The following is a 23249-nucleotide window of genomic DNA, read 5'->3' as shown; positions in this document are numbered from 1 at the left end:
CCGTCCGGCCGGCACAGCCGCCCCTCGACAGCCGTGACGCCCGTTCCCTACACTTTTACATATGAAGGATCGTTCAAACGTTGTGGTGATGGAGCCGGACGCCTGCTCGGTGCCGGTCGTCGACGCCGACCGGGTCGCGGCGGTCCGCCGGGCGCTGCCCTCCGACGACACGGTCCAGGATCTCGCCCAGATCTTCGGCCTGCTCGCCGACCCCGGCAGGCTGCGGATGATGGCCGCCCTGCTCGAGGGCGGTGAGATGTGCGTGTGCGACCTCGCCGCCGCCACCGGGCAGAGCATGTCGGGCGCCTCCCACGCCCTGCGGCTGCTGCGCATGCGCAGGGTCGTCAAGGTGCGGCGTTCGGGACGCATGGCCTACTACCAGCTCGCCGACTCCCACGTGCGGATGCTGCTCGACCTGGCCATCACCCACGCCAGGCACACCGAGGGGGAACCGAACGATGGGTGAGCCGAGCCGCGCCACGGGGCACGGGGACGAGATGGGACACGCAGCCGGCAAGCCCGCCGCACCCGGGAAAGGGCACGACAAGGGCCATGGGCGCGGGCACGGCCACGGCCACGGGCATGCCCTCGCACCCGAGGCCGATCGCCGCCAGCTGACCGGCGCGCTCGCGCTGATCGTCGGTTTCATGGCGGTCGAGGTGGTCGTCGGCATCCTGGCGCGCTCCCTCGCGCTGATCACGGACGCCGGCCACATGCTCACCGACGCCATCGCCCTCGTCTTCGCCCTCGTCGCGATGCGCATCGCCCAGCGTCCACCACGGGGCGGCTTCACCTACGGCCTCAAGCGGGCCGAGATCGTGTCCGCCCAGATCAACGGCATCACCCTGCTGCTGCTGAGCGCCTACTTCGTGTACGAAGGGGTCTGGCGCCTGTTCAGGCCGCCCAGCGTCGAGGGGGCGTACGTCGTCGCCACCGGCGTGGCGGGAATCGTGGTCAACCTCGCGGCGACATGGCTGCTGAGCAGGGCGAACAGATCGAGCCTGAACGTCGAGGGAGCCTTCCAGCACATCCTCAGCGACCTCTACGCCTTCATCGCCACCACCGTCGCGGGCCTGGTGATCTGGCTGACCGGCTGGAACCGCGCCGACGCGATCGCCGCGCTGGTCGTCGCCGCGCTGATGCTCAAGGCCGGCTGGGGCCTGGTACGAGACTCGGGCAGGGTCTTCATGGAGGCCGCCCCCGCCGGGATGAACCCCGCGGAGATCGGCAGGAGGGCCGCGGCGCTGGACCACGTCGTCGAGGTGCACGACCTGCACATCTGGGAGGTCACCTCCGGCTACGCCGCGCTGTCCGCCCACATCCTGGTGGATCCGGGGACCGACTGCCACGCCGTCCGGCTCGCCACCGAGCGCCTGCTGCACGACGAGTACGGCATCGACCACACCACCTTGCAGGTCGACCACGCGACCCCTCAGTTGCTCAGCATCGGCGGCACCGGCGACGACCGGCACTGCGCGGACCCGCACGGTCCGGCGCACCGCGGCGACACGGCCACGCCGGAGTCTTGAGAGTCTCCTGAGTTTTCGATCAATACCGTGGATATTCGCCGCCGATTCCCGCCAAACTAGGGCCGCTCATACCCGGATCTCATCGCGAGGGAAGGCGGACCATGACCGGCGAACGTCAAGGACTGGACGCGGAAGAGCGGGCCTTCTACCTCACGCACAGCGTTTACAGCGATCCGGGGGATCTCAGCCGCCTGGAGGGGATTCCGACCGACCCGGCCGAGCTCGCCGTGATGGTGCGCAACCTCCTCATCCACCGGGAGGAGACGCCCGTCTTCGGCTTCACGCTGCCGGAGAACCGCAGGAACGAGGCGGAGACGCGTTACGTCTCCGCCATCCTGCGGATCATCGCCGAGCGCGACGCCGCGCCCCTCACCGTGGCCCGGCCGCCCGCGAGGAGGTTCGCCGGGACCTGCCGCGACTTCGCCCTCGTGCTGTGCTCCCTGCTGCGCACCACCGGCACGCCCGCCCGCATCCGCTGCGGCTTCGCGTCGTACTTCCTGCCGGGGCGCAACGAGGACCACTGGGTGACCGAGTACTGGAACCCAGAACGCGGCTGGACGCTGGTCGACGCGCAGCTGCCCGCGCCCGAGATGATGGCCGCGCTCGCGATCCCCTTCGACCCGATGGACGTGCCGCGTGACCGGTTCCTGGTGGCGGGGGACGCCTGGCGGGCGTGCCGCGCCGGCGAGGCCGACGCCGCGACGTTCGGCATTTCGCTCTTCGACCTGCACGGCATGGACTTCGTGCAGAGCAACGTCGTCCGCGACCTCGCCGCGTTGAACAAGGTGGAGGTGCTGCCCTGGGACGGCTGGGACCTCGCCGAGAAGGTCCACCGGGACCTCAGCGGCCACGAGACCAGGCTGCTGGACCAGGTGGCCGACGCCGAGATCGCCGGCGGGCCCTTCGGCCGCCTGCGCACGCTGTTCATGTCGAACCCCGGCCTGCGCACCCCGCCGGCCGTACGGTCGCACAGCACCTACGCGGGCACGCGCGCCGCCGGCCTCCCCACCTCCTGACCGAACCGCCCGGCGGGGGCCGGATCCGTCACGCGGCGGTGTGTCCGAGCAGGGCGCGCAGGATGTCCGCCGCATGGGTCCACAGCAGGGCGCCTCCGGTGTCCGGGACGACGTGGCGCGTGGCCGTGGGGATGCGGCGGGACAGGAAGTCGCCGAGGTCGGGCGAGTGCACCGGACTGCTGTCGAGCATGCCGTACCAGAGGTCGACCGGCACCGAGATGTGGGCCGGGTCGAACGGCCAGCGGCTCAGCGCGATCGCCGTGTCGCGGGCGTACCCCTCGTGCCCCTGGGAGAACCCCTCCTCCAGCGCGCGGCGGAAGGCGGGGGCGAACTCCGGGTCGGCGTAGATCTGCCGGTCGGCGCGGGAGCTGATGGCCTTGACCGTGGCCGTCATCACCTCGGGGTCCGCGAACGACCGCATCGACGCCTCCGCGCTCTCGCGGTCGGCCGCCACGCCGTCGACCAGGAACCGCACCTCGTGCGGCAGGTCGCCCGCGAACTCGGGGTGCGCGAGCTCGTCCCCGCCCGAGACGATCGACGCCGCGGTCACGATGCCCGCCGCCGCGCACGCGAGCGCGAACGGCGCCCCGGCGGAGAACCCGACGACCGCGAGCCCCTCCAGCCCCCGCAGCTTGGTCAACTGCTCCACGTCACGCGGCCAGTCCTCGAGCGTTCGGGAGGGCAGCGGGTCGGAGGCGCCCAGCCCCGGCCGGTCGGCCGACACCAGCCGCACACCCAGCTCGTCGACGACGTCTCCCCCGAAACCGAGCCACCTGCTCGTGGCGGCCCCCGGGCACAGCAGCACCGGGACGCCGTCCTCCGGCCCCCACTCGGCCCAGCCGAGCTTCCGCCCGTCGGCCAACGCCGACTCCCCCAGCCGGACGGGCGGGACAATACCTAAACTCATGATCTAATCATCCTCTTTTTCCCCCTCGCCGTGCACGTGCATATTTTCGGACCAAGATCTGGTCTCTGATCCGCCGGTACGGCGCAGGTGTTCGATGAACCTCGCCGTCGCCGCGGTGGGGGGCGGCGTGGCGTACCAGGCGAGCCCGATCGGACGGTGCCGCTGCGGATCGAGCGGCCGGTAGACGGGGTCGTCGTGCTCGAGCACGGCCGGGCGCGGCAGGATGCCGACGCCGAGCCCGGCGCCGATGAGGCCCCGCACCGTCGCGATCTCCTCGCTTTCGAAGGCGATCAGGGGCTCGAAGCCGGCCTCCGCGCAGAGCCGGTCGATGACGCGGCGCAGGTCGGTGGTCTGGGCGAACGCGATGAACGGCTCGCCCCGCACGTCGCGCAGTTCCAGGCCGGGTTCGGCGGCGAGCGGGTGGTCGGCGGGCAGGGCGAGGCACAACTGCTGTTCGCGCAGGCGGTGCCAGCGGACGTCGGCGCCGTCTTTGGGCGGGGTGACCAGGGCGACGTCGATGTCGTCGTCGCGCAGCCAGGCGAACAACTCACGCCCGAAACCCTGGTGCAGCTCGAACCGGATCCCGGCCGTGACGGCGCGGTAGTCGCGCAGGATCTCCGGGACGAGCCAGCGTCCGACCGAGTGGAGGAACCCGAGCCGGATGAGGCCGGTGTCGGGGTCGGCGAGGGCGTCGATGCGGCGGCGCGCGACGTCGAGGTCGGCGACGGCCCGGCGGGCGTGCTCGCGGAACAGCGCGCCGAAGCGGTTGACGGCCAGGCGCCGCCCGTGGCGGTGGAACAGCTCCACGCCGAGGTCGGCCTCCAGCCGCGCCAGTGACCTCGACAGCGTGGACTGGTTGACCCTCTCCATGGCGGCGGTGTCCCGCATGTTCTCGGTGTCGCACAGCGACAGGAACCACCGCAGCGTCTGCACGTCCATGCAGGCATGATGCGCGAGCGACATCAGCAGTGTCAAAGGATGCATTTTGAGCATCAGGACAAAGGGAGCAGCATCGGATGCGTGACCTCGACGCTCCCCGATCACGCCGCCCCGCCCTCTCGTCCCTTTCCTTCCCCGGCCCCGGGCCGTGCGGAGCACGCCGGATACGGGCCGGGTGACCGCGCCTACCGGCGGATCATGTACGGGCTGATGCTCGGAGGGTTCGCCAACTTCCTGGCCCTGTACTACGTGCAGCCGCTGCTGCCCGGCCTGACCCGCGAGTTCCACGTGACGGCGGCGGAGTCGGCGGCGGTACTGTCGCTGTCCACGATCACCATGGCGGTGGCGCTGCTGTTCGTCGGCCCGGTCTCGGACGTGGCCGGGCGTCTGGTCATCATGCGGATCTCCCTCGCCGGCTCGGCCGTCCTCGGGATCGCCGCCGCGTTCGCGCCCACCTGGAGCAGCCTCCTCGCCATCAGGGCCGCCGAGGGGGTCGCGCTGGCCGGCCTGCCGGCGGTGGCGCTGGCGTACCTGCGGGAGGAGATCCACAGCAGCGCCCACCTGCGGGCCAACGCCGCCTACATCACCGGCACGGCCGCGGGCGGGGCGGCCGGTCGGCTGCTCCCCGGACCGCTGGACGCGCTGTGGGGCTGGCAGGGCGCGGCGCTGGGCGTCGGCGTCCTGACCGTGGTGTCCGCCGCCGGGCTGTGGCTCCTGGTCCCGCCGTCACGCCGCTTCGTACGGTCGAGCCCCCGGCCGTCCGACATCCTGCGCACCACCCGGCTGGCCCTACGGGACCCGGCGCTGGTCGCCCTGTGCCTGGTCGGCGCGGCCACCATGGGGGCGTTCGTCGGGCTCTACAACGCCATGGCCTTCCGGCTGGAGGCCGCCCCCTACCTGCTCGGCGGCGCGGCCGTGCTGGTCTTCCTCGCCTACCCGGTGGGGCTGTTCGCGCCCCACGCGGCCGGGCGGCTCGCGGGCCGGGTGGGCCGGGGCGGCGCGGCCCTGGCCGGCGTGGGGCTGCTGCTCGCGGGAGTGCTGCTCACCGTCCCGGCCCCGCTCGCGGTGGTCGTGGCCGGGCTCGCCGTGCTGACGTTCGCCTTCCTCGGCACGCATTCGCTGGCCAGCGGCTGGGTCGCGGGCCGGGCCCACCGGGCCGGGGCGGGCGTCGGGCAGGCCTCGGGGCTGTACCTGCTGGCCTACTACCTCGGCAGCTCCGCGTTCGGCGCGCTCGCCACCCGCCAGTGGCAGTCGGGCGGATGGCTCGCCGTCACGGCCGTCTCGGCGGCCCTCGCCGCCGTCGCCGGACTCCTCGTGCTGGTCGCCCGCCGCTTCGACCCCGCCGGCGCGGCCGGGTAGCGGTGGTCAGACGGGGGTTTCGGACAGCCGGTCGAGCCACGCGTGTTCGCCGTAAACCAGGCGGACGGCGTGCGCGAGCCAGCGGCGCCGGCCGCCGTCCAGCAGGGGCAGCGTCTCGGTGAAGTCCTGCTCGTCCTTCCCCCTCGGGCGTTTGGCCTTGTAGAACAGCTGGACCTCGGGCGCGAGGTACGGCACGCCGTCCGCGGTGACCAGGCCGAGACGGTCGATCGGGCGCCGCACCCGGGCGTCGCGCCGCGAGACCCACTCCTCGCCGTCCGACTCGTCCAGCATGATCTGGACGCGCCAGGGCTCCTCCGGCCCCGGACGGCACCAGATGTCGTGGACGGTCACCGGCAGGATCTCGTCCAGGACCCACGGGCGGAGCACTCCCGGCGGGTCGGCCGCCCACCACTCCCAGCCCGCCAGAGCCCGCTGCGCGGCGAGCTGGTCACGCCGCAACAGCAGCACGTCGATGTCGGCGTGCTCACGGAACCGGCGGCCCACCGCAAGCTCGATGGCGTAGCCTCCGGCGATCCACCACGGATCCCGGGGGACGGAGAAGAACGCCGCCACCTCGGAGGGCGGCGCGTGCTCCCATGCGCCCCACGGTGTATCCCTGCGCGCCATGTCGCCATCTTTCCGCCTGGGACTCGGGCCCGTGGGGATCTTCCAGAAACAGCCGGCGTCCTGGGGATCACGGCTTAGTCACGGAGCGCCGGGGACGTCGCCGCCGCCCTCGATGTCACCCTCGACCTTGAGGTAGGCCTCCTGGAGATCGCGCAGGATCGCCGGGTCCGGGTGCTGCCACATCCCCCGGTCGGCCGCCTCGAGCAGGCGCTCGGCGATCCCGTGCAGCGCCCACGGGTTCGACTCCGCCAGGAAACGCTGGTTCTCGGGGTCCAGGACGTACGCCGCGGCCAGCCGGTCGTACATCCAGTCGGCCACCACGCCGGTGGTCGCGTCGTACCCGAACAGGTAGTCGACGGTGGCGGCGAGCTCGAAGGCGCCCTTGTATCCGTGGCGGCGCATCGCCGCCAGCCAGCGCGGGTTGACGACCCGGGCGCGGAAGATCCGCGCCGCCTCCTCCGAGAGGGTGCGGGTGCGCACGGCGTCCGGGCGGGTGCCGTCCCCGATGTACGCGGCCGGCGCCCTGCCGGTGAGGGCGCGCACCGTGGCGATCATGCCGCCGTGGTACTGGAAGTAGTCGTCGGAGTCGGCGATGTCGTGCTCGCGGGTGTCGATGTTCTTCGCCGCGACGGCGATGCGCCGGTAGGCGGCCTCCATGTCGGCGCGGGCCGGCCTGCCGTCCATGTCCCTTCCATAGGCGAAACCGCCCCACACGGCGTACACCTCGGCCAGGTCGGCGTCGTCGCGCCAGTTGCGGCTGTCGATGAGCGGCAGCAGCCCCGCCCCGTAGGCGCCCGGACGGGACCCGAAGACGCGCATGGTGGCCCGCCGCTCGTCCCCGTGGGCCGCGCGGTCGGCCGCCACGTGCGCCCGTACGTAGTTGAGCTCCTCCGGCTCGGCGAGGCCCGCGGCCAGCCGTACCGCGTCGTCCAGCATGACCACCACGTGCGGGAACGCGTCGCGGAAGAAGCCGCTGATGCGCACGGTGACATCGACGCGCGGGCGTCCGAGCTCCTCGAGGGGGATCGGCTCCAGCCCGGTGACGCGGCGCGACGCCTCGTCCCAGACCGGCCGGACACCGAGGAGGGCGAGCACCTCGGCCACGTCGTCCCCGGCGGTGCGCATGGCGCTGGTGCCCCAGATCGACAGGCCCACCGAACGAGGCCAGTCCCCCGTGTCGGCGCGGTAGCGGGCGAGCAGGGAATCGGCCATCGCCTGACCGGTCTCCCAGGCCAGCCGGCTCGGGACGGCCTTGGGGTCCACCGAGTAGAAGTTCCTGCCCGTGGGCAGCACGTTGACCAGCCCGCGCAGCGGTGACCCGCTGGGGCCCGCCGGCACGTACCCTCCGTCGAGCGCGTGCAGCACCGCCTCGATCTCCCCGGCGGTCCCGGCGAGCCTCGGCACGATCTCCGTCGCCGCGAAGCGCAGGATCTCCCCGACCGGCCCCGGCACCTCTTCGAGTACGGCCCGGCAGACCTCGGGCACCGCGCCCGGGTCCCAGTCACGGGCCTCCATGCCCTCGACGAGGGCCCGCGCCACCGTCTCGGCGTCGTCGACGCCCGCCCGCCCGGCCGTGCCGTCCTCGGCCAGCCCGAGCGCCTCGCGAAGGCCCGGCAGCGCCTCGGCGCCCGCCCATATCTGGCGGGCGCGCAGCATCGCCAGCACCAGGTTCACCCGGGCGGCCCCGGTCGGCGCCTCGCCGAGCACGTGCAGCCCGTCGCGGATCTGCACGTCCTTCACCTCGCACAGCCAGCCGTCGAGGTGCAGCAGGAAGTCGTCGAACTCGGCGTCGTGCGGCCGGTCCTCGACCCCGAGGTCGTGGTCGAGCCGGGCCGCCTGGATCAGCGTCCAGATCTGGGCGCGGATCGCGGGCAGCTTGGCCGGGTCCATCGCGGCGATGGAGGCGTGCTCGTCGAGGAGCTGCTCCAGGCGGGCCATGTCGCCGTAGGTGTCGGCGCGCGCCATGGGCGGCACCAGATGGTCGACCAGGGTGGCGTGGGCGCGCCGCTTGGCCTGCGTGCCCTCCCCCGGGTCGTTGACGAGGAAGGGGTAGATCAGCGGCAGGTCACCGAGCGCCGCGTCCGGACCGCAGGAGGCGGACATCCCGGCGGACTTGCCGGGCAGCCACTCCAGGTTGCCGTGCTTGCCGACGTGGACGACGGCGTGCGCGCCGAAGCCGTCGGCCAGCCAGCGGTAGGCGGCCAGGTAGTGGTGGCTCGGCGGGAGGTCGGGATCGTGGTAGATCGCGATCGGGTTCTCCCCGAACCCTCGCGGCGGCTGCACCATCACGACCACGTTCCCGGCCCGCAGCGCGGCCAGGACGATCTCCCCGTCCGGGTCGCCGGACCGGTCGACGAACAGCTCGCCGGGCGGCGGCCCCCAGTGCCGTTCCATCTCCCCCCGGAGGTCCTGCGGAAGCGTGGCGTACCAGGCGCGATAGCTTCGGGCCGGTACGCGCACCGGGTTGCCGGCGAGCTGCTCCTCGGTGAGCCAGTCCTGGTCCTGGCCGCCCGCCGCGATGAGGGCGTGGATGAGCGCGTCGCCGTCCTGCTCGGCCACGCCGGGGATCTCTCCGTCCGGCCCGATGTCGTACCCCCGCCCGCGCAGCGCGGCGAGCAGGCGTACGACGCTGGCGGGCGTGTCGAGGCCCACGGCGTTGCCCACGCGCGCGTGCTTGGTGGGGTAGGCCGAGAGCATGATCACGATCCGCCGGTCCGCGGGGGGTACGTGGCGGAGGGCGGCATGGCGGACGGCGATGCCCGCGACCCGCGCGGCGCGTTCACGGTCGGCGGCGTAGACGGTGAGCCCGTCCTCGTCGACCTCCTTGAACGAGAACGGGACCGTGATGATGCGCCCGTCGAACTCCGGGATCGCGACCTGCGAGGCGGCGTCGAGCGGCGAGAGCCCGTCGTCGCTCGCCGCCCAGGTCTCCCGGTCGCCCGTCAGGCAGAGGCCCTGCAGGATCGGCACGTCGAGCCGGGCGAGCGCGCCCACGTCCCACGCCTCGTCGTCACCGCCGGCCGAGGCGGTCGCCGGGCGGGTGCCGCCGGCCGCGAGGACGGTGACGACGAGCGCGTCCACACGTCCGAGCAGGTCGAGCAGCCCGGGCTCCGCGGTGCGCAACGATGCGCAGTAGACGGGCAGCGGCTCCCCGCCGGCGTCCTCGATCGCATCACACAACGCCTCGACGAAGCCGGTGTTACCCGCGACGTGGTGCGCCCGGTAGTACAGGACCCCCACGACCGGCCTGGTCCCGCCTCCCGGCGCCGCCGCCGCTCTTTCGCGGTCGAGGACGCCCCAGGTGGGCGTGGGGACCGGAGGGGCGAAGCCGTGGCCGGTCAGCAGGACGGTGTCGGACAGGAACCGGTGCAGTTCCGCCAGGTTCGCCGGTCCACCCTGCGCGAGGTAGGCGTGCGCCTCGGCGCAGACGCCGCCGGGCACCGTGGACAGCTCCATGAGCTCGGCATCGGGCGCCTGCTCGCCACCGAGCACGACGACGGGGCGGGGTCCGGACAGCAGGGCGTCCAGCCCCTCCTCCCACACCCGCCGCCCGCCCAGCAGGCGCACCACGACGAGCTCGACGCCGTCGAGCAGCGGGGGAAGGTCCTCGGCGGTGAGCCTGGCCGGGTTGCCCAGCCGGTACGGGGCGCCGCTCGCGCGGGCGCTCAGAAGGTCGGTGTCGGAGGTCGACAGGAGCAGCATCGAGTGACCGCGCACGGCACATCCTCACTCGGGGTCCGCGCCCCGGGTAGTGGTCCACACGACGGCCAGGAGTCTCCTGGCTCCCGGATCGACGCTCACCCCGGCCTTCCCGCCCGTTGCCGGGCCGTGGCCTTTCGGTGGGGTCTGCTCCCCGGTGACAGTGGCGGGACCGCGCCGGATTCACACCGGCTTCCTCCTTGTGCCGTCGCCCTCTATCAGATCACGGAGTCGGGCTTATTGCGATAAGTCGGGTTAACATCCTCGACGTGGCCGCTGCGGAGTTCCCCACCCCTTCCCGCCGTACGGAACCCTCGGAACGTCCCCACCCCACCGAACCCCCCAGACGTTCCCCCTCCACCGAACCCTCCGAACGTCCCTGCTCCACCGAACCCTCTGGACGTTCCCCCTCCACCGAACCCTCCGGGCGTCCCTGCTCCACCGAACCCCCCGGACGTCCCCACCCCGCCGAACCATCCGGGCGTTCCCGGCCCGATGCCTGTCCGGGGGCGCTGCGGACCCACCCCGCCGCGGACGGTGCGGTGGCGCGCGTCCGATTGCCGGGAGGGCTCCTCAGCGCTCGCGGGCTGCGCGAACTCGCCGACGCGGCCGCCACCCTCGGGTCGGGCGTGATCGAGCTGACCTCGCGCGCGAACGTGCAGGTGCGAGGCCTCGACGACCCGGCGCAGGCCGGGTTCGCCGCTCGGATGGCGGCCGCCGGCCTGCTCCCGTCGGCCACCCACGAACGCGTCCGCAACATCCTGGCGTCCCCGATGTCCGGGCTCGACGGGCACGGCCTGCTCGACGTCATGCCGCTCGTCCGCGAACTGGACGAGGCCCTCCGCGCCTGCCCGGCCCTGGCCGGCCTTTCCGGCCGCTTCCTGTTCGCCCTCGACGACGGCAGAGGCGACATGCTGCGCCTCGCGCCGGACGTCACCTTCCTCCCGCTTCGTGCCGCCCGCTCGACGCCACCGCACAGGGACACCCACGAGGCCGCGCTGCTGCTCGCGGGCACCGACACCGGGCTACGCCTCAGCCTGCCGGACGCCGTACCGGCCATGGTGACCGTGGCCGAACTGTTCCTCGTCGAACGCGCCACCCAAGGTTCCACCGCATGGCGCCTTGCCGAACTGAACGACGGCCCAACCCGCATCACCCACCGCCTGACCTCCCTCGTCCATCCCAAGACCGACGAACCGTCACCCCAAGAAACGGACCAACCCCCCACCCTTCCGGCCTTCGCCGCGCCCCCCGCCATCCCGGCCCTGGCCCCGACCTCGACCCTCTACACCCCCACCTCGTCCCCGGCCCTCCCGGCCCTGGCCCCGACCTCGGCCCTCCCCACCCCCACCTCGCCCCCGGCCCTCCCGCCCCTGGCCCCGACCTCGGCCCTCCCCACCCCCACCTCGTCCCTGGCCATCCCCACCCCCACCTCGCCCTCTGCCCTCCCACCCCTCGCCGCGCCCCCGGCCCTTCCACCCCTCGGCGCGTTTCCCTCTCTCCCGGGGCTTGGTGCGTTCTCTTGTCGGCGCCGGGGCGGCGAGGAGTGGTACGGCGAAGACGGCGCCGCCGTACGGCGGGCCGGTCGGCCGTCGTCAGAGGAGAAGACACCGGTTGGGTGGCCCCCCGAGAAGTACGCCATCGTCGTCATGGCGCCCCTCGGCCGGTTGACGGCCGGCCAGGCGCAGGCTCTGGCCGCCGCCGCGGAGGCGGGAGACGGCGAGATCCGGTTGACCCCTTCGCGCACACTCATCGTCCCCGGGATCGACGGTGACGCCGTCACGCCGTGGCTGACCAGGTTGGGAGCCGCTGGCCTGGTCGGCGACCCGGAATCCGAGTGGAACGGGGTCACCGCGTGCACGGGACGCCCCGGCTGCGCCAAGTCCCTGTCGGACGTCCGAGCCGACGCGGCGTCCGCCACAGCGCGCATGGAAGCCGCTCGCCCCGCCGTCCGGGACGCGGAGCCCCGCGGACGGCTCCCCGTGCACTGGGCCGGATGTGAACGCCGATGCGGACGCCCCGGCGGCACCGTGGTGACGGTCATCGCCACCGGGAACGGCGGCTACCGCATCGACCTGGACGGCTGGACGGGGCGATTCCCGGCGGCCCCCGGGCACGGCCTTCATCACGGCGACATGGAGGCAACGGCCGCCCTGGTCGCCGAGGCGAGGAGAGCCGCCACGACATGACGGTGGTCGTCACGACCGGATGGCCTCCGAGTGACTAGGGCTCGGCGTTCTCCAGTGTGGTGAGCGTCGCGTGCAGCCAGTTCAGCTCGGCCGCGCTGGTGGCCCTGGCGATGATCAGCAGGCCCTGACGGAACGGGTCGGGAACCTCCTCGGCACGGACCGGGCGGCCGTCCTCGTAGAAGAAGCTGCTCGGCTCTTCCAGAAACGCCAGGCGTCGCCTCAGCACGTGAGCCTGCGCCTGCGCGTCCTCGAGGTGACGCAGGAAGGAGAGCAGGACGAACCAGCGGTTCTCATCGCTGATGTCGAGGTCCTCCGGCTCACGCAGCCGGCGCAGTAGTTCCCGTTCACCCGCCGGGGTCAGGTGGAGCATGTGCCGGGGGGCGGCGGCGGCGCCCGCCTGGGTCTCGCGGGTCAGCCAGCCTCTCGTCTCCATGCGCTTGATGGCCGGGTACAGGGTGCCGTCGGCGATCGGCCGCACGTGCCCGGTGAGCGCGGCGACACGTTTGCGCAGGTCGTACCCGTGCAGGGGTCGTTCGCGAAGGAAACCGAGGATGGCGAGCTCAAGCATGACGCCGATCGTACCCCCTTGCCGTGATACCTCGATATCGATGTATATTCCTCTCGATAGTCCAGCCGGAAGGAGACATTCGATGCACGACGCCCAGGTCCACCCGGACGGAGCCCGGATGCGGTGGATCGAGCTGCCCGGGGCCGAGCCGCCCCGCGTCTACGTCCACGGCCTGGGCGCGATGTCGGCTCCGTACTTCGCCGGGGTGGCGACCCATCCGCTGCTCGCGGGCCGCCGGTCGCTCCTGGTCGACCTGCTGGGTTTCGGCCTGAGCGATCGGCCCGCCGACTTCGGTTACACCTTGGAGGAGCACGCCGACGCCCTGGCCGAGGCCATGAGATCGGCCGGAGCCGTCGGCGCCGAGGTGATCGCCCACAGCATGGGAGGCGCGGTCGCCATCGTCATGGCCGCGCGGCACCCCGGCCTGGTGTCCGCGCTCGTCCTGGTGGACCCGAACCTCGACCCCGTCTCCCCGGACCGCGGCACCCCGGGCAGCAGCGGCATCATGACCTACACCGAGGAGGAGTTCCTCCGCTACGGCCGGCAGGAGGTACGGGACCGGGTGGGCCCGCTGTGGTGGTCCACCATGGGCCTGGCCGATCCCCTCGCCCTGTACCGCAGCGGCGTCAACCTGGCGCGGGGCACCTTGCCGACCATGCGTGAGCTGCTCCTGCGCCTGGAGATCCGCCGCGGCCTCCTCTACCCCGAGCAGGACGGGCCACCGACCGGCGCGGACGGGCTGCGCGCCGCCGGTGTGCCGCTGGTGCCCGTCGCCGACTGCGGGCACAACATCATGCTGGACAATCCCGAAGAGTTCGCCCGCGCCACGTCCCGGCTGCTCGACCACGCCGCCCGCCCCTAGAGAAGGGCGTCGCGCCCGTTCACGGCGTACCGCAGGTGGTCGTCGGCCGAAGGCAGGGAATGCGGCGGCCGTGGCCGCCGCACCCCCGGTAGCGGTGCCCTGGTTCAGCTCGCGGCGCAGGAGACCGTCGGCCAGGTCGTGTTGCCGTTGGTCTGGATGGTCACACCGAAGGTGTTGCCGCTGCCGTTCGGCTTGGCCACCATCACCTGGGCGCTGGGCCAGGTGGCGTTGGTGTTCCAGGTCGCGATGATCTTCTCGGGGGACGGGACGTTCATGGTGACGGTCCAGTTGCCGGAGCCGCTGACCGAGACGTTGAGGTTGTACCGGTCGCTCCACTGCTGGCCGGCGGACAGGGTCGCGGTGCAACCGCCGCCGCCTCCTCCGCCGCCGCCCCCACCGGAGGAGGACCCGTCCAGCGTTATGTTGGAGTTTCCGCTGCTCTGATATCCCTCGGTGGCCAGGATCATGTAATCGTGGCTGCCCAAATTCATTCCGTAACGGGCCCAGGCGTCGAAATGGTTGCCCGTGGTTATGGTCCCGCCCGTTCTCTTGGACTGCCGGACACTCCAGTACTGGTTGAACGTTCTGGTGCCTTCGATGGAGGGGGCGTTGTATCGCGTCGTCTCGTAGATGTCGTACGTACCGCCGTCGCTGGTGACCGTGCCCTTGTACGTTCCCGTGGGCCGGTAGTTGCCCCAGTTGTCGACGATGTAGTACTCCACGAGCGGATTTCTCGTCCATCCGTAGAGGCTCAGATAGGCGTTGCCGGACGGGTTGAAGCTGCCCGAGTAGCTCACCGCCCTGCGCCCGCCGGTGCTCCAGCCCTTACCGGCGACGAAATTCCCGGTGTTACGCCAGGAGGTGCCGTAATTGCCGCCGGACCCCAGGTTCATGGAGACCGACCCGGGACTGTCGGTCCAGAACGAATAGAAGTAGCCGTTGTTGGTGCCGATCTGGTTCGAGGACACGGTCGTGTCGGCGCCGGCGGTGCCGGGCAGGAGCGTCGCGGTCAGGACCAGCGCCACGGCACAGGCGCCGGTGAAGAGCGCCCTGACGCGGCCACGGCCCTTCGGGCGGGCGGGGGCGTCGTTCATGTGCTCGCTTCCTTCCTCGTGAAGGTGCGGTCGGCGATCGGGGAGCCGGGTCGTGGCAGACGTCCCGATCGACAGCGGCTCGAGGGGCGCCGCTCACGAAATTATCGATTCTGTGGCGAAAGTATCGGAATCACGCACGGCGACTGTCAACGCTCCCCCAACGCCACAGGGACGACTCCCCGACCGACCTCCCGCATATGGCCTGGCCACCATCGATGCGCTCCGAAATCGGGAGGCGAAAGCCTTCTGCGGACGACCGGATCCTGACTGAAACTTTCAGGGGTCGCTGAAAGGCCGAGCGGCGGGCGGGGTCAGATGCTGTGGACGACTTCGCCGTTGAAGATGGTCAGGGCGACGGGAGTGTCGGGGAGTTCGTGCGGATCGAGGGTCGTGAGGGTGCCGTCCAGTACGGTGACGTCGGCGACCTTGCCCGGCTCCAGGGAGCCCTTCCACCCCTCCGCGAAGTCCTGCCAGGCGGCGTTGACGGTGTAGGCGCGGATCGCGTCCTCCAGGCCGATCCGTTCCTCGGGCCCGTACACCCGTCCGCTGATCTTGGACTCGCGCAGCAGCATGGCGGCCACGCCCTGGCGCCAGTTCGGGTAGGTGACGGGCGCGTCGGAACTGCTGGTGACCTTTACGCCGGCACGGAGGGCCGTGCGCATGGGCCACTGGTAGGCGGCCCGCCCGGGGCCGAGCATGCGTTCCACGAGTTCGGCGGTGGTCCACTTGATGGCCGGGTTCATGTTGGCCCCGAATCCGTGCGCGGCCAGCTCGGCCAGGGTCTCCGGGCGGGCGAAGTCGGCGTGGATGAGGTAGTGCCGAGGGTCGTCGCGCGGATGCTTCCGCTGGGCGGCGACGAAGGCGCCCACCACCGCGTCGATGGCGCGGTCGCCGGTCACGTGCACGCCGATCTGGTGTCCGGCGGCGTGGGCCAGCCGCACCATCTCGGCCAGTTCCTCGCTGCGTTCGAGGTCTCCCCCGCCGTCCACGCACAGGCATCCCAGGCCGCCGCCGAGGTACTCCTGGTGCATCCACGCGGTCTTGTTCGGCGGGATGCCGTCGGCGAAGATCTTCACGCCGAGTACGCTGAGCAGCCGCGGGTCGAGCCCGGTGGGGGCGGCGAACTCCCGCAGCCCCTCCTCGATCCTCGCCGCCGATCCGGCCATGGCGGTGAACAGCAGCAGGACGCTCACCCTGGCCTTCAGCTCGCCCCGCCGGGCGAAGTCCGCGTACACGTCCAGCGGCTCCGCGCCCGCCGCGCCGCCGAACAGCTCACTGCCTCCCGGGCCGAGTCCGGGCTCGGTGTAGCTGGTGATCCCCTCCTTGTGCAGCATGCCGATCGCACTCGTTATGGCACGTTCGATCTGGCCACGGCCGTACGGCGGGAGGTGCCGGCTCAGCAGCGCCTGGGCGCCCTCGGCGAGCAGGCCGGAGGGTTCCCCGTCCGCGTCCCGGTGGACCACTCCCCCTTCGGGGACCGGGGTGTCGCCGGTGATCCCCGCGAGCCGGAGTGCCATGGTGTTCGCCCAGGTCATGTGGGCGGAGAAGTCCTGGAGGCACACCGGGTGGCCGGGGGCGACGGCGTCGAGGTCGTGCCGGCTCGGCATGCGGCCGCCCACGCATTCGGCGAGGTAGCCGAGGTCCCAGCCGTTTCCGCGGATCCACTCCCCCGGCGGGGTGCGGCCGGCGGCCTCCCGGACGGCCGCCGCGACGTCGGCGATCGAGGTGACGGCCGGGTGGCCCGCGTCGAGCGCGAGCGGCGGCCGGGTGATCCCGAAGGCGCAGGCGTGCAGGTGGGAGTCGTTGATGCCGGGCAGTGCGGTCCGGCCGTGAAGGTCGACCACCTCGGTGCGGGGCCCGATGAGCGCGCGGATGTCGGCGTTCGAGCCGACCGCCGTGATCGAACCGCCGGTCACGGCCATGGCCTGGGCCACCGTGAACGCGCCGTCGACGGTGATGACCTCACCGTCGACAAGGACCAGGTCCGCAGGTTGGGACATTGCAGCCCTCATTCCAGGAGATACTTGGCATGAAAACGTACGGATCCAAACGATCTACCGTCAATACCTATGTGTTCTGTGTCGGTTGGGAGGCGGCATCGAGGACCTCACGAGCGGGAGCGGGCCGCGGTCACGAAGGCGTCGAAGATGGACTGCTGGGCCGGGTCCTCATGGGCGCCGTCCTCGGGGTGCCACTGGACCGCGGCGAGCCAGGAGGTCAGCGCGGGCGCTTCGAGCGCCTCGATCGTCCCGTCGGCGGCCCGGGCGGTGACGGTCAGGCCGTCACCGAGCCGGGCCACCCGCTGGTGGTGGTAGCACGACACGCTCACCTTCCCCGCCCCGGTGACCCGCTCCAGGAGGGATCCGGGCAGCAGGGCGACCGGATGGACGACATGGCGGTGCTCCCGCTCCGGGCCTCCCATGTCCTGTTCCAGGGTGCCGCCGAACGCGATGTTGAGCACCTGCAGGCCGCGGCAGACGGCCAGCAGCGGGAGGCCGGCGGCCGTCGCCTGGCGGGCGGCCTCCAGGTCGAAGCCGTCCTGCTCGTCGTCCACGTCGTAGACGCTCTCGTGCGCGGCGGCCTCCCCGTACCGGTGCGGCGCGAGGTCACCGCCGCCGGGGAGCAGGACGGCGTCGAAGCGGGCCAGCCGCGCGGCCACCTCGTCGGGGTCGGCGACCCCGCCCGGCGCGTGCGGGTGGAGCGAGACCGGCTCCCCGCCCGCCCGCCACACGGCCTCGACCAGGGCGCGGGCGTTGACCTCGGCGGCGTAGCGCAGTGCCGAGGCCGAGGCCGAGAAGCGGGCGGGGACGGCGATCAGGGGGCGACGGCTCACAGCTGGATCCATGTGGTCTTGAGCTCGGTGTACTTCTCCAGCGCGTGGACGGACTTGTCGCGGCCGTTGCCGGACTGCTTCATCCCGCCGAACGGCACGCTCAGATCGCCCTCCTCGTAGCAGTTCACCCAGACCGTTCCGGCGCGCAGGGCACGGGAGATCCTGTGGGCGGTGGACAGGTCCGAGGTCCACAGCCCGGCGGCCAGGCCGTATTCGGTGGCGTTGGCGAGCGCGACCGCCTGGTCCAGGTCGTCGAAGGCGAGCACCGACAGCACCGGCCCGAAGATCTCCTCACGGGCCAGCCGCATCCGCGGCCCGACCCGGTCGAACACGGTGGGCTCCAGGTAGCTGCCGCCGGTGCCGCCCAGCGCGCGCGATCCGCCGGTACGCAGCCGGGCCCCTTCGCCGACTCCGGAACGGACGTGGTCGAGCACCCGGCCGAGATGGGCCTCGCCGGCGAGCGCGCCCATCTCGGTGGCGGGGTCGAGCGGGTCCCCGACCCGCAGCTCGCGCGCCCGCGCGACGACCGCCTCGGTCACGCGTTCGGCGATCGAGGAGTGGACGAGCAGGCGGGAGGGCGCGGTGCACATCTCGCCCTGGTTGAAGAAGATGCCCCAGGCGGCGGTGGCCGCGGCGCGGTCCAGGTCGGGGGCGTCGGGGAGGACGATGTTCGGCGACTTGCCGCCGAGCTCCAGCCAGACCCGTTTCAGGTTGGAGCCGGCGGAGTACCTCAGGAAGTGGCGGCCGACGGCCGTGGATCCGGTGAAGGCCAGGACGTCCACGTCCGGGTGCAGGCCGAGCGCCCGTCCGGCCGCGGGGCCGTCCCCGGTGACGACGTTGAGCGCGCCGGGCGGCAGCCCCGCCTCCGTCGCCAGCCGGGCCAGCGCGAGCGCCGACAGCGGCGACCGCTCCGAGGGCTTGAGCACGACCGTGCAGCCGGCCGCCAGGGCGGGAGCGACCTTCCAGGAGGCGATGGTGAGCGGGAAGTTCCACGGCACGACCGCGCCGACCACGCCGGCGGGCTCGCGGGTGACCAGCGCCAGGGCGTCGGGCGCGGTGTGCGGCGACTCGTCGGCGAGCTTGTCGGCGAGCTGGCCGTACCAGCGGAAGGTGGAGACGGCGGCGCGCAGTTCGATCTCGTAGGCGTCCTTGATGGGTTTGCCCATCTCCAGACTGATGGTCAGCGCCAGCTCCGCGCGTCGTTCCTCGATGAGGTCGGCGAGCCGGAGCAGCGCGCGGCCGCGTTCGGCGGGCGCCAGGCGCGGCCAGGGGCCGTGGTCGAAGGCGCGGCGGGCGGCGGCGACGGCGAGATCCACCTCGGCCTGCCCGGCGTCGGCGACCTCGCGCAGGACCCGGCCGTCCCGCGGGGACACGACCTCGAACGTCGCGCCCCCGCCGGGTTCGTCGGCGCCGGCGATGTGGTGGTGGACGGGAAGGGCCAGCCGTCCGGCGCGGGCGACCCATCCGTCGTGTCCGATGTCGGGGATCAACGTGCCTCCATCACGGGTTCCGCCGGGGCGGGCGGATGCCCCGGAACTCCCAGTCGCCGCCCAGGGCCGTGGACAGGACCTCCTCCGACTCGGTGGGCTGCGCCCCGACGTCCGCGCGGATGGCCGTGGGGCCGGTCACGACGCGGTTGGCCAGCCGTCCGAGGCCCTCGACCTCGACCTCGACCAGGTCGCCCGGCCGGACGGGACGGGAGTTGGCGGGCGTGCCGGACAGCAGGACGTCCCCCGGGTGGAGGGTGATCGTGCGGGCGATGTCGGCGACGAGGTAGTGCATGTCCCACGTCATCTCGTCGGTGGAGCCGTCCTGCACCAGCGAGCCGTTGACGTACGTGCGCAGGTACTTGCCGTGGAAGTCCCAGCCGGTGACCAGGCCGGGGCCGAGCGGGCAGAGAGTGTCGGAGCCCTTGACGCGCAGCATGGATCCGGCGTCGGTGTCGCGGAAGTCGTGCAGCCCGAAGTCGTTGGCGACGGTGTACCCCGCGATGTACGCCCCCGCGTCGGCGGGTGAGACGTTGCGGCAGGTCCTGCCGATGACGATGGCCACCTCGCCCTCGTAGTTGAGCCACTTGCAGCCCTCCGGGCGCACGACGTCCCCTCGGTGGGCGTTGAGCGAGGAGGTGGGCTTGTGGAAGTACGTCGGGGTGGCCGGGAGCGCGATCTGGAACTCCTGGACCCGGCTGCGGTGGTTCAGGTGCACCGCGATGATCTTCGTGGGGACGGTCGGCGGCAGGTGGTGCGCGTCGCCGGCCGCGACGCGCCGGCCGTCGCCGGCGACGAGCTCGTCCCCCTCGCGGACGGTCTCGACGACGGCGCCGTCGAGCAGGATCCGACGGTACTCAGGCATGGACGCTCTCCTGGGGGGTGCGGGGGGCGGTCCAGCCGCCGGGCGGACGGTCGAACCAGAGATGGGCCTGGCCGGTGCCGACGGAGTTCTCGTACTCGCCGTACTGGCGAGCGGGAGCGGTGCACGCCTCCTCGCCCAGGGCGCCGGCCATCATCAGGTAGTGGGAGAAGCGGGCCTCGGGCTTGTACTTCCAGAACTCCGGCATGGTCGCGAGGACCCGGTCGTGGCGGCCCTGCCTGAACCAGGCGATGCGTTCCAGGTCGGCCGCCCTGGCCTGGGGGGTGAAGATGTGGCGCGGGTCGCTGGCCTCGTGGTCGCGCAGCTCCCGGAGGGGCCAGAAGGTGTGCGACAGCGCGCCCGAGGCGATGACCAGCACCTTGCGGCCGGGAGTGGCGGCGATGCCGTCGGCCAGGGCGCGGCCCAGACGCAGGTGGTCCTCCATGTCACCGGTCTGGCACACGCCGATGCTCACCCACCGCTTGTCGGGCAGCCCCTCGCCGAGGTACTTCCACAGATTGATCGTGGCGTAGTAGATGGGCAGGTACTCGTCGTCGATCGGGGTGATCCAGGTGCCGTGCGCGCCGGCGAAGGAGGCGACGTTGCGGGCCAGCTCGGGGTCGCCGGGGAAGTCGTACGGCATGCGGCACATCCCGCGCGGCAGCTCCTCCGAGGTGAACAGCCCGGCGCGCCGCGCCTGCGCGGTGACCACGAACTCCACGGTCGTCGCCCAGTGCGAGTCGAGCACGACGACCGTGTCGTAGTCGAGGGTCTCGAAGACGTCCGCGCGCAGCTCGCGCAGGCCGGTGACCAGGGTGATCTCCTTGCCCTCGTTCAGCTCCCGCCGGGTCCGCTCGGGGAGCACGATGGTGGGGACGTGCGCGAGCAGGCCCGCCCCGACGATCTCACCCATGACCGCGCCATCCCCGCGGCGCGGTGACCGTGTTCTTCACGTCGCAGTAGAAGTCGAAGCTCCAGGTGCCGCCCTCGCGCCCGACGCCGGACTCCCGCGAGCCGCCGAAGGGCGCCCGCAGGTCGCGGACGAAGAAGCAGTTCACCCAGACGGTCCCCGCGACGAGCCGGGCGGTGACGCGTGCGGCGCGTTCCGGGTCGCCGGTGGCGAGGGTGGCGGCCAGGCCGAAGCGGGTGTCGTTGGCCAGCCGGACCGCCTCGTCCTCGGTGTCGAAGGTCTGCAGGGTCAGCACCGGGCCGAACACCTCCTCCTGGACGATCTCGCTGTCCTGGGCGACGTCGGTGAGCAGCGTCGGCCGGTAGTAGAGGCCGCCGAGGTCGGTGTTGGGGCCGCCGCCGACGACGGCGCGCGCCCCGGCCGCCAGCGCCCTGCGGACGAAGCCGTCGATCTTCTCCAGCTGGCGGGCGTGGATGTTGGGGCCGATGTCGGTGGCCTCGTCACGGGGGTCGCCCTGGCGCAGCGCCTCCGCCCTGGCGACGAAACGGCGGGTGAACTCCTCGGCGATCGAGGACTCCACGAGGAGCCGGGTGCCCGCGAGGCACACCTGGCCGGCGTTGTCGTACTGCTCCACCGCGAGGTCCACGGCCAGGTCGAGGTCGGCGTCGGCGAAGACCAGCAGCGGGGACTTGCCGCCCAGCTCGAAGCTGGTGGGGACGAGGTTGGCGGCGGCGGCCCGGGCGATGTGCCGGGCGGTCGGCACCGAGCCGGTGAAGCTGATCCGGCGCACGCCGGGGTGTGCCACGAGCGCGGCCCCGGCCTCGGTGCCGTACCCCTGGACGAGGTTGAGCACCCCGGCGGGCAGCCCGGCCTCGGCCGCGATGTCGGCCAGCAGCGAGGCGGTGAGCGGCGACCACTCGGCGGGTTTGAGCACCACGGTGTTCCCCGCGGCGAGCGCGGGGGCGACCTTCCAGGTGGCCAGCATCAGCGGCGCGTTCCACGGCGTGATGAGGACGCACGGCCCCGCCGGGTCCCAGGAGACGTGGTTGGTGTGGCCGCGCGTGTCGAAGTCCTCGTGCCCCAGCTCCTCCAGCCGGTCGGCGAAGAAGCGGAAGTTGTGCGCGACGCGGGGCATCACGCCACGCCGGTGGGAGCGCAGCAGCGCGCCGTTGTCGGTGGTCTCGACGATGGCCAGCTCCTCCAGGCGCTTGTCCACGCCGTCGGCGACGGCACGCAGGAGGCGGGCGCGTTCGGCGGGCGGGGTGGCCGCCCAGGCGGGGAAGGCCGCCTGCGCGGCGGCGACGGCCGCGTCCGCCTCCGCGCGCCCTCCGCGGGCGATCTCGGCCAGGGCGCGGCCGTCGATCGGGGACTCGTCGGTGAAGGTCGCGGCGGAGGCGACGCGGGCGCCGCCGATCCAGTGCCGGGTGTCGACGGCGACCCCGGCGACGGTCGCGGTGTGGGTGGTCATGAGCGCTCCTTCGCTTCGAGCAGCCTGCCGCCGTCCCAGACGACGCCGACCTGGCGGTAGTACGCCCCGATGGGCTCGTGGATCTCCAGCCGGGCCAGTTCCTCCGTGGGCGCCTCGAACAGTTCCAGGTCGGCCTCGCCGCGCCAGGGCGTCCCGCCCTCGAACGCGGCCGCGCCGGATTCGACCAGTTCGTCGAGGGCGAGCCCGCCGTCCTTCTCGATGGAGGGCAGCCACCGGTGGTGCGCCATCGGGTGGCCGTTGACGAAGCCGTTGCCCTCGGCGGGCTCGCGCAGCGTCACCACGGCCTGGGCCAGCCGGCGGTCGGCGGCGGCCAGCGTCGCGCCGAAGCGGGCGCCCGCCTCGACGCGGGGCGCCGGCCCGTACGGATGGGGGCGGGTCAGGTGGATGGAGCCGAGCTTCTTCGGGTACCCCTGGTGGACGCCGCGGGCGACGGCGAAGTCCTTGTCCACCCAGATGTAGACGCAGCGGGAGTACGTGCGCCCCTTGTAGGAGCAGCGCACGACCGCGAACGCCTCCTTGTACTGGGCGCGTACCGGATCGAGCAGTTCCTCGCGGGAGGCCGAGCAGGACTGCCAGTCGGCCCAGATCAGCGCGACCGCGCCGGGGTCCTCGGGGGCGAGCTCCAGCGGCTCGGGCAGCAGTTCACAGACCCGCGCCGGGTCCGTCCGGTACTCGACGGTGAGCAGGTCGCCGGAGTAGTGCCACGGCGGCGCCGGGATGAGGGAGGAGCGTCCCGTCGCGGTCCGGGGGTACAGGAAGCCGCGGACTGTGGTCATGGGGTGCGATTCCTTATGCGGTGAGAGCGGGCTGCTCGGGCGGGGCGTGCCGGGCCATGGGCCGCCCGAGCGGGACGGATCGAGGAGAACACGCACTGCCCGT

General features: G+C 72.6%; 19 protein-coding genes and 1 riboswitch. Of the genes, 6 read left to right on the top strand and 13 right to left on the bottom strand.

Annotated elements, in window-relative coordinates; translation table 11 throughout:
* Positions 1–61 precede the first annotated feature (61 nt).
* The 3 genes from KIK05_RS20060 to KIK05_RS20050 all read left to right on the top strand — a co-directional run bounded on the left by KIK05_RS20060 (position 62) and on the right by KIK05_RS20050 (position 2545).
* Positions 62–466: an ArsR/SmtB family transcription factor gene (locus tag KIK05_RS20060; protein ID WP_250563075.1), complete on the top strand. Its 405-nt coding sequence runs from the start codon at positions 62–64 to the stop codon at positions 464–466.
* The gene (locus tag KIK05_RS20055; protein WP_250563074.1) at positions 459–1529 is read left to right on the top strand and encodes a cation diffusion facilitator family transporter; all 1071 of its coding nucleotides are present in this window, start codon (positions 459–461) and stop codon (positions 1527–1529) included. Before KIK05_RS20060 ends, KIK05_RS20055 begins: the two co-directional genes overlap by 8 nt.
* Positions 1530–1630: 101 nt before the next feature.
* Positions 1631–2545, top strand: coding sequence for a transglutaminase-like domain-containing protein (locus tag KIK05_RS20050; RefSeq protein ID WP_214412276.1), 915 nt, complete (start codon positions 1631–1633; stop codon positions 2543–2545).
* A gap of 28 nt (positions 2546–2573) precedes the next feature.
* Here the strand turns inward: KIK05_RS20050 and KIK05_RS20045 are convergent, their stop codons facing one another.
* Together KIK05_RS20045 and KIK05_RS20040 are read right to left on the bottom strand one after the other, a co-directional pair.
* Complete coding sequence (locus tag KIK05_RS20045; protein ID WP_214412275.1) at positions 2574–3452, bottom strand: alpha/beta fold hydrolase; 879 nt, start codon at positions 3450–3452, stop codon at positions 2574–2576.
* Between the two features lie 3 nt (positions 3453–3455).
* On the bottom strand, positions 3456–4391 hold the full coding sequence (locus tag KIK05_RS20040) for a LysR family transcriptional regulator (protein WP_214412274.1): 936 nt from the start codon (positions 4389–4391) through the stop codon (positions 3456–3458).
* Positions 4392–4472: 81 nt separating this feature from the next.
* Here KIK05_RS20040 and KIK05_RS20035 point away from each other — a divergent pair, with 81 nt between their 5' ends.
* Positions 4473–5750, top strand: coding sequence for an MFS transporter (locus KIK05_RS20035; protein ID WP_214412273.1), 1278 nt, complete (start codon positions 4473–4475; stop codon positions 5748–5750).
* 6 nt (positions 5751–5756) lie between these two features.
* On the opposite strand, the gene KIK05_RS20030 is transcribed toward KIK05_RS20035, so the two are convergent.
* Both KIK05_RS20030 and cobN read right to left on the bottom strand, forming a co-directional pair.
* Positions 5757–6377: a nucleotidyltransferase domain-containing protein gene (locus tag KIK05_RS20030; protein ID WP_214412272.1), complete on the bottom strand. Its 621-nt coding sequence runs from the start codon at positions 6375–6377 to the stop codon at positions 5757–5759.
* A gap of 78 nt (positions 6378–6455) precedes the next feature.
* Positions 6456–10079 (bottom strand): cobaltochelatase subunit CobN, encoded by a 3624-nt coding sequence (gene cobN / locus KIK05_RS20025; protein ID WP_214412341.1) that lies wholly within the window; start codon positions 10077–10079, stop codon positions 6456–6458.
* A gap of 49 nt (positions 10080–10128) precedes the next feature.
* A riboswitch (cobalamin riboswitch) is annotated at positions 10129–10327 on the bottom strand.
* A 261-nt stretch (positions 10328–10588) separates the two neighbouring features.
* Here cobN and KIK05_RS20020 point away from each other — a divergent pair.
* On the top strand, positions 10589–12265 hold the full coding sequence (locus KIK05_RS20020) for a ferredoxin-like domain-containing protein (RefSeq protein WP_284681373.1): 1677 nt from the start codon (positions 10589–10591) through the stop codon (positions 12263–12265).
* Positions 12266–12299: 34 nt separating this feature from the next.
* Here the strand turns inward: KIK05_RS20020 and KIK05_RS20015 are convergent, their stop codons facing one another.
* On the bottom strand, positions 12300–12833 hold the full coding sequence (locus KIK05_RS20015) for a PadR family transcriptional regulator (RefSeq protein ID WP_214412270.1): 534 nt from the start codon (positions 12831–12833) through the stop codon (positions 12300–12302).
* 82 nt (positions 12834–12915) lie between these two features.
* Here KIK05_RS20015 and KIK05_RS20010 point away from each other — a divergent pair, with 82 nt between their 5' ends.
* The gene (locus KIK05_RS20010; protein ID WP_214412269.1) at positions 12916–13695 is read left to right on the top strand and encodes an alpha/beta fold hydrolase; all 780 of its coding nucleotides are present in this window, start codon (positions 12916–12918) and stop codon (positions 13693–13695) included.
* A gap of 104 nt (positions 13696–13799) precedes the next feature.
* On the opposite strand, the gene xynA is transcribed toward KIK05_RS20010, so the two are convergent.
* From xynA to KIK05_RS19970, 8 genes are all read right to left on the bottom strand, one after another.
* Positions 13800–14789, bottom strand: coding sequence for an endo-1,4-beta-xylanase XynA (gene xynA, locus KIK05_RS20005; RefSeq protein WP_214412268.1), 990 nt, complete (start codon positions 14787–14789; stop codon positions 13800–13802).
* A 311-nt stretch (positions 14790–15100) separates the two neighbouring features.
* Positions 15101–16789, bottom strand: a complete 1689-nt coding sequence (locus tag KIK05_RS20000; protein ID WP_214412267.1) for an amidohydrolase — start codon at positions 16787–16789, stop codon at positions 15101–15103.
* 107 nt (positions 16790–16896) lie between these two features.
* The gene (locus KIK05_RS19995) at positions 16897–17622 is read right to left on the bottom strand and encodes a gamma-glutamyl-gamma-aminobutyrate hydrolase family protein (RefSeq protein WP_308250017.1); all 726 of its coding nucleotides are present in this window, start codon (positions 17620–17622) and stop codon (positions 16897–16899) included.
* The gene (locus tag KIK05_RS19990) at positions 17619–19112 is read right to left on the bottom strand and encodes an aldehyde dehydrogenase (RefSeq protein ID WP_214412265.1); all 1494 of its coding nucleotides are present in this window, start codon (positions 19110–19112) and stop codon (positions 17619–17621) included. The genes KIK05_RS19995 and KIK05_RS19990 overlap by 4 nt, the downstream gene beginning before the upstream one ends.
* A 10-nt stretch (positions 19113–19122) precedes the next feature.
* Positions 19123–19974, bottom strand: a complete 852-nt coding sequence (locus KIK05_RS19985; protein ID WP_214412264.1) for a fumarylacetoacetate hydrolase family protein — start codon at positions 19972–19974, stop codon at positions 19123–19125.
* Positions 19967–20884, bottom strand: a complete 918-nt coding sequence (locus tag KIK05_RS19980) for a 3,4-dihydroxyphenylacetate 2,3-dioxygenase (protein ID WP_214412263.1) — start codon at positions 20882–20884, stop codon at positions 19967–19969. Before KIK05_RS19980 ends, KIK05_RS19985 begins: the two co-directional genes overlap by 8 nt.
* Complete coding sequence (locus KIK05_RS19975) at positions 20877–22349, bottom strand: aldehyde dehydrogenase (RefSeq protein ID WP_214412262.1); 1473 nt, start codon at positions 22347–22349, stop codon at positions 20877–20879. The genes KIK05_RS19980 and KIK05_RS19975 overlap by 8 nt, the downstream gene beginning before the upstream one ends.
* On the bottom strand, positions 22346–23146 hold the full coding sequence (locus KIK05_RS19970; protein ID WP_214412261.1) for an acetoacetate decarboxylase family protein: 801 nt from the start codon (positions 23144–23146) through the stop codon (positions 22346–22348). The genes KIK05_RS19975 and KIK05_RS19970 overlap by 4 nt, the downstream gene beginning before the upstream one ends.
* Positions 23147–23249: the final 103 nt, after the last annotated feature.

The sequence above is a fragment of the Sphaerisporangium fuscum genome, assembly GCF_018531465.1.
In the GTDB taxonomy this organism is placed as follows: domain Bacteria; phylum Actinomycetota; class Actinomycetes; order Streptosporangiales; family Streptosporangiaceae; genus Sphaerisporangium; species Sphaerisporangium fuscum.
The sequence above is the reverse complement of the archived record's forward strand: the minus strand, read 5'-3'. Positions and strand labels throughout refer to the sequence as shown.

Excerpts from the sequence above, each read along its gene's own strand:
- KIK05_RS20060 (WP_250563075.1), top strand. The coding sequence starts at position 62 with ATGAAGGATCGTTCAAACGTTGTGGTGATGGAGCCGGACGCCTGCTCG.
- KIK05_RS20055 (WP_250563074.1), top strand. The coding sequence starts at position 459 with ATGGGTGAGCCGAGCCGCGCCACGGGGCACGGGGACGAGATGGGACAC.
- KIK05_RS20050 (WP_214412276.1), top strand. The coding sequence starts at position 1,631 with ATGACCGGCGAACGTCAAGGACTGGACGCGGAAGAGCGGGCCTTCTAC.
- KIK05_RS20045 (WP_214412275.1), bottom strand. The coding sequence starts at position 3,452 with ATGAGTTTAGGTATTGTCCCGCCCGTCCGGCTGGGGGAGTCGGCGTTG.
- KIK05_RS20040 (WP_214412274.1), bottom strand. The coding sequence starts at position 4,391 with ATGGACGTGCAGACGCTGCGGTGGTTCCTGTCGCTGTGCGACACCGAG.
- KIK05_RS20030 (WP_214412272.1), bottom strand. The coding sequence starts at position 6,377 with ATGGCGCGCAGGGATACACCGTGGGGCGCATGGGAGCACGCGCCGCCC.
- cobN (WP_214412341.1), bottom strand. The coding sequence starts at position 10,079 with ATGCTGCTCCTGTCGACCTCCGACACCGACCTTCTGAGCGCCCGCGCG.
- KIK05_RS20015 (WP_214412270.1), bottom strand. The coding sequence starts at position 12,833 with ATGCTTGAGCTCGCCATCCTCGGTTTCCTTCGCGAACGACCCCTGCAC.
- KIK05_RS20010 (WP_214412269.1), top strand. The coding sequence starts at position 12,916 with ATGCACGACGCCCAGGTCCACCCGGACGGAGCCCGGATGCGGTGGATC.
- xynA (WP_214412268.1), bottom strand. The coding sequence starts at position 14,789 with ATGAACGACGCCCCCGCCCGCCCGAAGGGCCGTGGCCGCGTCAGGGCG.
- KIK05_RS20000 (WP_214412267.1), bottom strand. The coding sequence starts at position 16,789 with ATGTCCCAACCTGCGGACCTGGTCCTTGTCGACGGTGAGGTCATCACC.
- KIK05_RS19985 (WP_214412264.1), bottom strand. The coding sequence starts at position 19,974 with ATGCCTGAGTACCGTCGGATCCTGCTCGACGGCGCCGTCGTCGAGACC.
- KIK05_RS19980 (WP_214412263.1), bottom strand. The coding sequence starts at position 20,884 with ATGGGTGAGATCGTCGGGGCGGGCCTGCTCGCGCACGTCCCCACCATC.
- KIK05_RS19975 (WP_214412262.1), bottom strand. The coding sequence starts at position 22,349 with ATGACCACCCACACCGCGACCGTCGCCGGGGTCGCCGTCGACACCCGG.
- KIK05_RS19970 (WP_214412261.1), bottom strand. The coding sequence starts at position 23,146 with ATGACCACAGTCCGCGGCTTCCTGTACCCCCGGACCGCGACGGGACGC.